Source organism: Acinetobacter sp. 1130196 (assembly GCF_000588095.1).
Lineage (GTDB): Bacteria > Pseudomonadota > Gammaproteobacteria > Pseudomonadales > Moraxellaceae > Acinetobacter > Acinetobacter nosocomialis.
Genome location: NZ_JFWX01000075.1, coordinates 1 through 10,414, shown reverse-complemented (window position 1 = coordinate 10,414; position 10,414 = coordinate 1). Strand labels below are relative to the sequence as shown.

The 10,414-nt window shown below is 33.4% G+C and carries 10 protein-coding genes, 1 tRNA gene and 1 pseudogene; 7 read left to right on the top strand and 5 right to left on the bottom strand.

Annotated features, from left to right (window positions below; genetic code table 11):
• Both J671_RS23815 and J671_RS23810 read right to left on the bottom strand, forming a co-directional pair.
• Window positions 1-323, bottom strand: a pseudogene (locus tag J671_RS23815) (transposase); the annotation flags it as partial.
• Window positions 324-445: 122 nt separating this feature from the next.
• The gene (locus tag J671_RS23810; protein ID WP_002050142.1) at window positions 446-1,297 is read right to left on the bottom strand and encodes a LysR family transcriptional regulator; all 852 of its coding nucleotides are present in this window, start codon (window positions 1,295-1,297) and stop codon (window positions 446-448) included.
• Window positions 1,298-1,391: 94 nt separating this feature from the next.
• Here J671_RS23810 and J671_RS23805 point away from each other — a divergent pair, with 94 nt between their 5' ends.
• The 3 genes from J671_RS23805 to J671_RS23795 all read left to right on the top strand — a co-directional run bounded on the left by J671_RS23805 (window position 1,392) and on the right by J671_RS23795 (window position 4,569).
• Window positions 1,392-2,324, top strand: a complete 933-nt coding sequence (locus J671_RS23805) for a DMT family transporter (RefSeq protein WP_002050245.1) — start codon at window positions 1,392-1,394, stop codon at window positions 2,322-2,324.
• Between the two features lie 114 nt (window positions 2,325-2,438).
• Window positions 2,439-2,903, top strand: a complete 465-nt coding sequence (locus J671_RS23800; RefSeq protein ID WP_004887541.1) for a hypothetical protein — start codon at window positions 2,439-2,441, stop codon at window positions 2,901-2,903.
• Window positions 2,904-3,153: 250 nt separating this feature from the next.
• Window positions 3,154-4,569 (top strand): purine-cytosine permease family protein, encoded by a 1,416-nt coding sequence (locus J671_RS23795; protein ID WP_004887543.1) that lies wholly within the window; start codon window positions 3,154-3,156, stop codon window positions 4,567-4,569.
• A 56-nt stretch (window positions 4,570-4,625) separates the two neighbouring features.
• Here J671_RS23795 and J671_RS23790 read toward each other — a convergent pair whose 3' ends face one another.
• Complete coding sequence (locus tag J671_RS23790) at window positions 4,626-5,063, bottom strand: PACE efflux transporter (protein ID WP_004887544.1); 438 nt, start codon at window positions 5,061-5,063, stop codon at window positions 4,626-4,628.
• Window positions 5,064-5,152: 89 nt separating this feature from the next.
• Here J671_RS23790 and J671_RS23785 point away from each other — a divergent pair, with 89 nt between their 5' ends.
• Complete coding sequence (locus J671_RS23785) at window positions 5,153-6,052, top strand: LysR family transcriptional regulator (protein ID WP_004709197.1); 900 nt, start codon at window positions 5,153-5,155, stop codon at window positions 6,050-6,052.
• Between the two features lie 590 nt (window positions 6,053-6,642).
• On the opposite strand, the gene J671_RS23780 is transcribed toward J671_RS23785, so the two are convergent.
• The gene (locus tag J671_RS23780; protein WP_004887547.1) at window positions 6,643-7,875 is read right to left on the bottom strand and encodes an integrase family protein; all 1,233 of its coding nucleotides are present in this window, start codon (window positions 7,873-7,875) and stop codon (window positions 6,643-6,645) included.
• Between the two features lie 160 nt (window positions 7,876-8,035).
• Here J671_RS23780 and J671_RS23775 point away from each other — a divergent pair.
• Window positions 8,036-8,112: transfer RNA gene (locus J671_RS23775), tRNA-Ile, on the top strand.
• 187 nt (window positions 8,113-8,299) lie between these two features.
• On the opposite strand, the gene J671_RS23770 is transcribed toward J671_RS23775, so the two are convergent.
• Window positions 8,300-9,163 carry a hypothetical protein gene (locus J671_RS23770; protein WP_004887549.1) on the bottom strand — a complete coding sequence of 288 codons (864 nt, stop codon included), beginning with the start codon at window positions 9,161-9,163 and terminating at the stop codon, window positions 8,300-8,302.
• A gap of 277 nt (window positions 9,164-9,440) precedes the next feature.
• On the opposite strand from J671_RS23770, the gene J671_RS23765 reads away from it, so the two are divergent.
• Window positions 9,441-10,001, top strand: a complete 561-nt coding sequence (locus J671_RS23765; protein WP_004709201.1) for a TetR/AcrR family transcriptional regulator — start codon at window positions 9,441-9,443, stop codon at window positions 9,999-10,001.
• 140 nt (window positions 10,002-10,141) lie between these two features.
• The coding region (locus tag J671_RS23760) for an IS5 family transposase (RefSeq protein ID WP_031983334.1) at window positions 10,142-10,414 on the top strand (273 nt) is incomplete at its 3' end.

Here is a 10,414-nt window from a genome sequence, read left to right as displayed (position 1 = left end):
CGTGACTTCATTCATATCTAGATCTTGAATTACCGTGTACTTTTCTTGGCATGATCTGTTAGAAAGTACACATGCGCTTTTTTTAAGATGTCATTGGCTTCCTTGAGCTGTTTGACTTCTTTCTCTAATTCCAAGATCCGCTGTTGTTCTGGTGAAAGTTGACGTTTGCTTGAACCCACTGGATTGGTTTCACGAATCCATTTGTCTAAAGTTGAATAACCCACACCTAATTTCTGGGCGATTGCAGCTATAGGCTCGTGTGAGTTTGAAAGTGCATAATCAATTGCTTGCTGTTTAAATTCAGCACTAAAACGTTTGGCCATTTCTTGGATCTCCAAAGTTAACGTTACGTTATCTTTAGAGGGAAGTACTGTCCATTATTTTGGCTAGGATCATTTAATTTAATAGGTACATAAGGAAAAACAGAGTTAAACAAAATTTAAAATTAAACTCTAAATGGTTCAAAACAATTCAAAAGAAAATCCATCACTACTCTTACCACAGGACTACTCCTTAGATCTTCATGGATGACCAACCAAATTTCAGCGCTCATCGGGTCATTATCTGGTAATTTTATCAAATTGCCTTGTTGGCCTAAAAAGTCAGGTAGAACGGCTAAACCTACTCCGCCGCATGCAGCTCTCCATTGCAACTCAGGATGATTAGTAACCATGAGCGGGTCTTTATTATTCAATTTTTCTTTTAATTTTTGTTGTTTCTGTCCATGTACACCACCGACCTCCACACTAATCCACTCATAATTTTCTTGATTCGTTGAAGCCAAATAACTTGGAGTAGCATATATTCCAAAAGGGATTTCTCCGACTTTACGAGCAACTAAATATTCATCTTTAGGTCGCCCAAATCTTACGGCAATGTCAGCCTCTCTATGCTGCAAAGATACATAATGAACATCTCCAAGTACACGCAGTTTTAATTGTGGATAATGACGATAAAACTTTCCGAGATGAGGCATGATTAGATGAGCAGCAGTTAACGGAGGCATACTAATAGAAACAGTCCCCGTAACCTCCTGCTGTCCAGCCAGAGCAAGTCGCTCAATAGAAAATGTCTCTTCCATCATACGTGCCACTACTTGGGCAAGCTGCTCGCCTTCAGATGTTAAAACGTAAGTGCGGGGTCTACGATCAACTAATTTTAATTTTAAGCTCTGTTCTAACTGAGCAATTCTTCTTGCAACAGTGGCATGGTCAACCCTTAACTTTCTTGCCGCAGCTGAAAGTGATTTTTCTTCAGAAAAAACTGAAAAATAATGTAAATTTTCCCAATCTATCATTGTGCAAATTTTCACATTAGAGATGAATTAATATGGAATTGTACACCTTTAAGTGATTACTCAGAATAGAGACATTCTTTTTCGGAGCCCTATCATGAATAAAACGGTGGTTTATGCCTACACAGGTGTTGTAATAACGATGCTTTTTTGGGGCTCAGCATTTAATGCGATGTCTTATATTATCCAATCGATGCCTCCTCTTTCGGCAGCAGCTGAGCGTTTTACGCTTGCAAGCCTTGCTCTATTTATTATTTTTGCGGCCATGGGAAAATTACGTTGGGCTACTTTTCAGCAGAATTTATTTATCTATCTTATTATTGGAATTATAGGGATTGCTGGTTTTAATATAGGTTGTTTCTATGGCTTGCAAACAACATCAGCAGTCAATGGTGCCTTAATCATGGCAACCACACCATTGATCACTCTACTGCTAGCAATTTTACTTGATGGAGAAAAATTAACACTTCCTAAATTTATCGGAGTTGTATTTGGTTTAAGTGGTGTGCTTTTCGTTATTAGCCATGGGCATATTTCCACGTTACTTCATTTAAAAATAGCAATTGGTGACTTTTATATCTTACTTGGTGGTATCAGTTTTTGTTTAGCCAATGTGTTATCACGCCGGTATGTAAAAAATGCTACGCCTCTAGAAACTACAACGTTCTCTATGCTGTTCGGTGCTTTGACTCTAATCATACTAAGTCTAATTTTCGAGCACCCATTTAAAGCAGTTGTTATGGCGCCTATTACTGCACACTTAGCTATGGGATACGTCATTATTTGCTCTACTATGATTGCTTATTTATTTTGGTTTAACGGCATTCAAAAACTAGGCGCAGGTAGAGCATCAATCTTTTTTAACTTTGTTCCAGTTTTTAGTATGTTAGTTGCAATGTTAGCTGGTCAAACACTTAATATCTGGCAAATTATAGGTACTGCTTTAGTTATGCTAGGCGTGCTAAGTAGTAGCGGCTTTATTCAAATTAAACGCCGTCCTGCACTTATAACCAAGCCTTGTACTAAATAGTGATCACACAAATTCATCTTAATTATTGCGTTGTAACAAACAATGTATGTTTCTTTAAAACTTAACAAATGGCTGCCATATATAGTTTTAAAAACACAACAAGGAGAAATTAAGATGAATTTGGATTTTACAACAATCGAAAAACAGGCCCAATTGCTCAAAGAAGAGCAAGAGAAATTAGAACAGAAAGATCATGATTTTCAGTTAGCTTTAGACAAGCACCGAGAAGCATTAAAAGACTTATTTAAAGAACTATTTCACGATCGAGAAATTAAAACAGAAAAAGGAGGTCAATTTTGTGTCATATTTGGTGATTTTAAAATTTCTTTATTAATTGAAACAGCCAAATTTGAAAATGGTGTGCCCGTTAAATTAAACTCTGTGAACCCAATTATCGTTAAATTTAAGAAAGATAAACCAGTTGCCAAAGCTCAATTTTCCGATGCGACGCAATATCTAGATAGTGCATTTCAAACACCGCATTATCAGTACTACTATAAGCACGATGATAAAACCCAATTAGTTAAATTTTCGGAGTTACCCGTATTTTTTCAAGCCATTCTTGATGCTGAAGTCTAATTATCTGCCCTCATTAGAGGGCTTTTTTTATAGATTTTATTTACCGCTCACTTTCTCATCTTTATAAAAACACTCACCTCACCAGTCTACTGTTCTCACCACATCTAAATTTATGAGTACAAAAAATTAAAGCAATGATTTACCGAAACCATTGCTTCTTTTTGAAATAGCTTGTATATACATGTTTATATTTGTTTGTACAAAATGGATTCTAATAAAAGAAAAGCTCTTAAAGGATAAGGAGAGTGTTATGGACTCATCAACTGGAACATCGAAAAGTGGGTTTGTTGAAAACCGAAGTATTGACTTTATTCCTGAAAATGAAAGGCATGGCAGTATATTCGCCCAATTTACACTTTGGTTTGGTGCCAATTTACAGATTACAGCTATTGTCACGGGTGCATTAGCTGTCGTATTAGGTGGTGATGTATTTTGGTCAATCATTGGCTTATTTATTGGACAATGCTTTGGTGCTGCTGTCATGGCCTTGCATGCAGCTCAGGGACCCAAACTTGGCCTTCCCCAAATGATTTCCAGTCGGGTTCAATTTGGAGTGTATGGTGCATGTATTCCCATTATTCTGGTTTGCCTGATGTATATTGGCTTTACCGCAACTGGTGAAGTACTCGCTGGTAAAGCAATTGCACACCTTGCACAAGTCAGTAATACAACAGGTATTTTAATCTATGCTTGTTTTATTATTTTATTTGCAACTATTGGCTATCGCTTAATTCACTGGGTAGGAAAAGTCGCAAGTGTCATAGGTTTAATAGCTTTTATTATTATCCTTACTCAAATTTTAGCTCTCTCGAATATTTCAGAATTGCTTGCTGTACGCCATTTTAGCTGGCCATCTTTTTTATTGGCAGTTTCTCTTTCTGCTTCTTGGCAAATTTCATTCGGACCTTATGTAGCAGATTATTCTCGTTATTTACCTACAAAGACCTCTTCAAATCGGGTGTTTTGGGCAGTTGGCCTTGGGTCTTTAGTAGGTTCTCAAATTTCAATGATGCTTGGTGTATTCATTGCTCAAGTCTCGAATGGTGGTTTTGTTGGCAATGAAGTTCAGTACGTTGTAGGCATGAATCCAATCGCTCTTGTGATTACTTTTTTATATTTTAGTATTGCATTTGGAAAGGTCACTTTATCTACACTCAATGCTTATGGCAGTTTTATGTGTATTGCGACCATTTGGAACAGCTTTAAACCAAGTGCTCAAATTTCAAAATTAACGCGACTTACAATTGTTCTTGCAATGGTAATTATCTCAACATTTATTGCAGTTGTAGGTGAACATACTTTTTTAAGCGCATTCAAATCTTTTATTTTATTTCTTCTGACATTTTTCATTCCTTGGAGTGCAATTAATTTAGTTGATTACTATTTTATTTCTAAAGAAGAATGCGATGTAGATGCCTTATATGACCCAAATGGTAAATATGGCCGCTGGAACACGATTGGAATCGCTTGTTATTGTATTGGTATCTTACTTCAGTTGCCCTTTATTGATAGTAAATTCTATAAAGGACAAATTGCCGAAATGTTGGGTGGAGTCGATTTATCCTGGTTAGTGGGATTGTTATCCACTGCAGTTTTATATTATGTACTTGCCAAAAGAGCTCAAATAAAAATTTCAAAAGCTCTTGAACTTGAACGAGTAAAATAATGTGAAGACGAGATATCAAAGTCTAAATAACGCTTTGATATCTCATTAATATTTTTCTACTGTTGAGCAGTAGTTGGTTGTGCAGAGGCAGGCAATCCAAATAACTTATCGAATATCCAATTAAATATGAATGTATAAATTGGAATGATAATAATAAATGCAACATCTAACCAAAATGCAGCAACAAGAGAAATATCCATCCACCATGCAATAAGCGGAATTAAGAACATTACTAAAGTGATTTGAAAACCGATCGCATGCGCGATTCTACGTTTAACAGTGCGTGACTTATTCTCTTGTCGTGCTTCCCATTTTTCGTAAAGAATGTTGTAAATAAAATTCCATGTTACCGCAATTGTCGTAATCATGACTGAGAGCGGTCCCGTGTGCTCTACACTATCTCCGGCCAAAAGAGCTAAACCTACTGATGAAATCACCATTCCAATAATTTCATATGAGGACACATAAACAATACGACGCTTTAAACCTTGCATAACCAATCATCTTTTCTTACTTCTTTTTATTTTAGTTTCAGTTAAAATCACATATAAAGTTAACAGCTTTCAGTTTCACTGATATCAAAATGAATTTTAATAGCGAAAATATAGAGCTTTTCTTAAGTGTACTTGATACTGGATCTTTCTCGGCAGCGGCACGTAAGTTAAATCGAGTACCCTCCGCCGTGAGCATGGCTGTTGCCAATATTGAGGCAGAACTTGGTTACCTTTTGTTTGAACGTACTCACCGTAAAGTCATTCCTACTTCAGCGGCTTTAGCATTAGAGCCCCAAGCACGTATTATTGCTGAGCAGCTTAGGTTATTAAGTACCCATGCCTATGAGCTTTCGCTAGGACTTGAAAGTAAATTAAAAATTGGTGTTGTTTCAGATGCAAATACCAATTTACTTTTTAAAGCGATAAAAAAACTGGCTGATAAATTTCCCTTACTTAATGTAGAGATTATTACAGCCCCCCAAGACGATATTCTAAATTTGCTCTATACAGAAAATATTAACCTTTGTCTGGCAGGTTCTGATCTCAATATAAAAATGCGTGAAAGCTTACAATTAGTGATGAATGAAACTCTAGTTGCTACAATTTCTGTTCATCACCCACTTTTAAAACAAAATGATAAGTTAATCTCTATTGAAGAATTAATTAATGTTCGACAAATTGTAGTTGCAAGTAGTGAATTAAACATACAGGATTCACGTTCAATTGTTGGAGCAATGTACTGGAAAACCAATAGTTTACAGACCGCGATTAATATGGTTGAGGCTGGTTTAGGATGGGGAAATTTTCCTTTATCTTTGGTAAAAGAAAAAATTGAACAAGGACATTTAGTTCAACTAGATTTTAAAAATACAAAAAATCATTTACCTCTATCTATCTATCTCATCTGGCTCCAAGATAAACCATTATCAAAAGCAGCAAGAGAACTTGTTCAAATGATTCGAGCAAATTTATCTCATGCTGCTTATTAAAAACCGCCCTATAGGCGGTTTTTAGTGCTTATTTAGATTTATCAGCTTCAGCTTTATCATTCTTATGCTTATAACAATAGCCAAACATTGCACCTGCGCTGAAGAAAAACATTGCTTTTAACATGATGACACTCCTATGCCTCGTTTAGTGAAAATTAAACTTAGCATTTAGGTGTGTTTCACTTTGACTACTATTTAAATCAATTTTGTTCATAATGAAAATTTACGTGTCAATCTTTTTCAATTTATTAAAAAAAACCAAAAAAACTATTTATTTGATTCTATTAGATTAATTTTTTAAGAGATTTAGACTTGAGTTATCAATTAAAACAAAGCAAAAAGCCTATTCATGGTGAATAGGCTTCTTACTGTATTTCAGGACTAAGCAATAATAATAATTATCAAAAATACTCCACTACTGTATAAATTCCAAGTGTTTTAGTCAAGTATAAAATTCATCAATTACAAATAGTTGTAGGAAGTGTGAAAGAATATTCATTCTGTGTTTTACTGATAAAACTTACTGTAAAGTTATACTGATTTTAGAACCGGTCGTAGTCTTATTTTTTAATTTGCGAACTTCAAAATTTTTATAGATTGATAGTAATAGATTTAATAAATTTATCTCTATATGAACCCAGAATAACTTGTTCTATTCTATTCATTCTATTACGCATATCTTGAAAGTGAACCACATTGTTAGATTCTAATATTTTCTCTTTGTCATCTGCCTTTCTAATAAATAGTGGTTTATCACTTAAGTTATCTTCAAAAAATTTAAATGTTCTCCGTAAATCTTGAAAAGTAAAAGAGATATTACACTGCCCTTCTATTTTTTTTCGGAATTTTGAAATATTAACAATATGGCCAGTTTTAGACTTCACAGATGGAAACACCCATTCTTCATTAATTTTCATTTTACGATTTTTCATTAGATGCCAAAGGAAATCACCCATATAAAGTTTATAGCGCTCATTATTATAAGTATTTATAAAGGAAAGACTTCCTTCATCTAAGTCTAGATCTTCCCAACGTAAGCTTTCACACTCATTTCTAAAAAGTCCTGTTAAAACAAGTGTTAATAAAAAGTCCTTATTTGTTTCATTTTCTTGGCCCCGACCTTCATATTCAATAATTGCGTGTACCCATTTTTCTAAATTTTCTCTATGAATATAGTTACTTCGACTTGAAACTGCTCGCCAACGTTGTTTTGAATTTAAAAAATTAACTGGGTTCATCGCAGATATGATGAGTTCTTTACTTCTGTCTTGATAATACTTAACCGAAAAACGATAAATAGCTCGAAGTACTCGCATAGATAAGTTCGCTTTGGCATAACTAATTTTAGATAATTGAATATACTTATCTTCAACCATCTGTTCAGTAATATCAGTAAGTTTAAGCTCCCTCCAATCCATTAAGTATTTTTCTATGACATCTCTATAATCAACTAGTGTTCTGTCTTTTAGTTTGTGTTGATTGATATATGCTTGAAAAGCTTCATCGAGACTAGGCTGGTTAATTTTCTTATCTAAATTATTTTTTAATATTTTATTATTTTTGCTAATTAAATAATTGTTTTCAGTTAAATCTTTTAACTTCTGCTGTGCAAGTATACGAGCTTCTTCAAGAGTAATTTTTTCGTAATCTCCTAATTTACAACGTATCGATCTACCTTTTACTTTCTTTTCTACAATATAGGTTTTATATGAATTATTTACACGAATAGCAAAACCAATAATCTCACTGTCTCTATAAATTGCTGGAATGAGTTTAAGTTGATCGATAAATGACTTAGTTAGCTTTACTCGTGAAGTGCTCATAAGCTAGAATCCCTAGCGCTTGTGATAATTAACAATATAGCAAAATATTTTTCAGGTCTACTGCACACCTACTTTTGAAAAATACTTGTGTTTAATAAAAAAATTGATTAGTATTGCAGGCACTGAAAAGCCTTGAGATTAAAAGCTTTTCTTATTTATAGGGCCTATAGCTCAGTTGGTTAGAGCAGCGGACTCATAATCCGTTGGTCCACAGTTCAAGTCTGTGTGGGCCCACCAAATACAAACCCCAAAAACTATAAGTTTTTGGGGTTCTTTAATTTTAGACATACAGTCGAATATCACTACATTATTCAAAAATTGTTCGATTAAACTTAAAAAAATCTTTTCCTATTTCCATATTTTTAAACGTTCCTTTTAATATTTTGATTATTATTAATTATTAACTTAATTATTTGATCTATTTTTAGGCTAAATTTTGTTGAGGCATTGATTTCGAGTTTTCCATTTGAACATCCCAAAACTTTTTCCATAAATCACAGTATTCGAGACATAAGTTTTCTAAACGAATATAGTCTTCTTCTGTACAAGCTTGCATCAAAATAAACCAAAGGTCTTCTTCATGGTCATCATCTGCTGCCTCAGCAGTTTTGTCTTCAGAGACGCCATGAACATGGTAATATCCACCACCCTCAACCTCTATACCAACAGCACTTGTTGCTCTACGTAAAGGTGGACTATATAAAATGACTTCTTCTTCAGCTACTGCCAATAAAGCTGAAACAGCTTTATAGTCGTTATAAGAGTTTTCTAAAAACTCTCTCACTTGATGTGCAATGCTGGTCGGTTTATAACTTCGGCGTTCTTCCTCTGTTACGCCAAAATCATTAAGCACATCTTCGAATAATGGATAATGGGCATATTCAGGGTTTCCCTGATAGTAACCATCTCGATCGGCTCCAGGACGGAATCCAAACTCATCAAATATATTCAGGCTTAAAAGAAAACGCGGGAACATCTTTGCACCGGCATGCAATCTCGGCTCTAACTGCTTAGTTTGATACTGAGCCATTAATAAAGCATCTGTAAATGTTTGTACGATTGCATGACGATACTCTAAATGAATACGCTTTAAATTTTCTTTATTAATTTCTCCGTTATTTAAAGTTTCAATTGCAGGATGATGAGATACAGGATGCTGCGCAATCTTCGCTCTTAATTGAGTTAAAAAGTTAAGATTTTTATCCCAAAGTTCAGCTGAAATGCTTTGTTTCATCCCTGCGAGTGCCTTTTTCCTAGGATTATTAAAGTTCTCAAATTTTTTAGGCATAATCCACTCTCGTTAAACTTATTAAAGTTTTTTGTTTTTCCATATTTTATTTTAAAAACAAAGAGTTATACCAAAAATAAAACTCCTTTTATCAAAAATCCATATTAGAATTAAAATCATACGAAATCAAATAGAATATTTAAAAAAAGTTAAAAATAATGTCTATTATTTTTATAATATTAACTTGAATCAAATTATGTTTTTGATTATGATCAAATTGATTAAAAATTTAAAATCTATGTAAAGTAATAATTAGTTTTAACTAAATGGAATAGTAATGTCAAAAAAAGAAGATATTATAAATACTGCTTTGGATCTTTTTAACCAAATTGGTTATAACGCTACAGGCGTAGATAAAATTATTGCTGAATCAAACGTCGCGAAGATGACTTTTTATAAATACTTTCCCTCTAAAGAAAGTTTAATTATGGAGTGTCTGCATCATCGAAATATTAATATACAAAATTCAATTTATGAAAAATTAAATTTACATCCAGATGCTGAGCCGCTTGAAAGAATACATCTTATTTTTAACTGGTATATTGACTGGATTAATAGCGAAAACTTTAACGGTTGCTTGTTTAAGAAGGCATTTATTGAAGTATCTAAACAATACACTTCAATTCGTGAACCATTTCAAGAATATACAAATTGGCTTATCAATTTACTCAATAGTTTATTAGTAGAGTTAGATATTAAAGACCCTACTCCACTTACTCATATCATCATCTCGATTATTGATGGGATTATTATTGATGGAACCATTGATAAAGAATTGATTGATCCTGTAAAAAAATGGAGATATATCGAGTATTTAATTAAAACCGAGAATTCATAGTATTTTTAATATATAAAAAATTACTTTAAATTGATTTATTATATATTTTTCTATTACGGATTTAAAATATAATATTAATAAATATAAATTTTATTAAATAGACCTCTTGCGAAAGTAAAAACCACCTCAATCTAAATTTCATGAGATATCAGAAATTAAATCGTTTTTCAGATTCTGAATTCCAGCGCTTGGTTGGTGTACCTCGACCAGTTTTTAGTGAAATGATCGAAGTTTTAAAAGAAGTAGAATCACTTAAAAAGAAATCTGGGCGTCCTCATACTTTAGCTATAGAGGATCAATTATTATTAACACTCAATTACTTACGGAATTACAGCACTCAATTGGAGTTGGCTGCAAATTACCATATCGCTGAAAGTAATGTGAATCGAACCATTAAAAAGGTTGAAGATGCA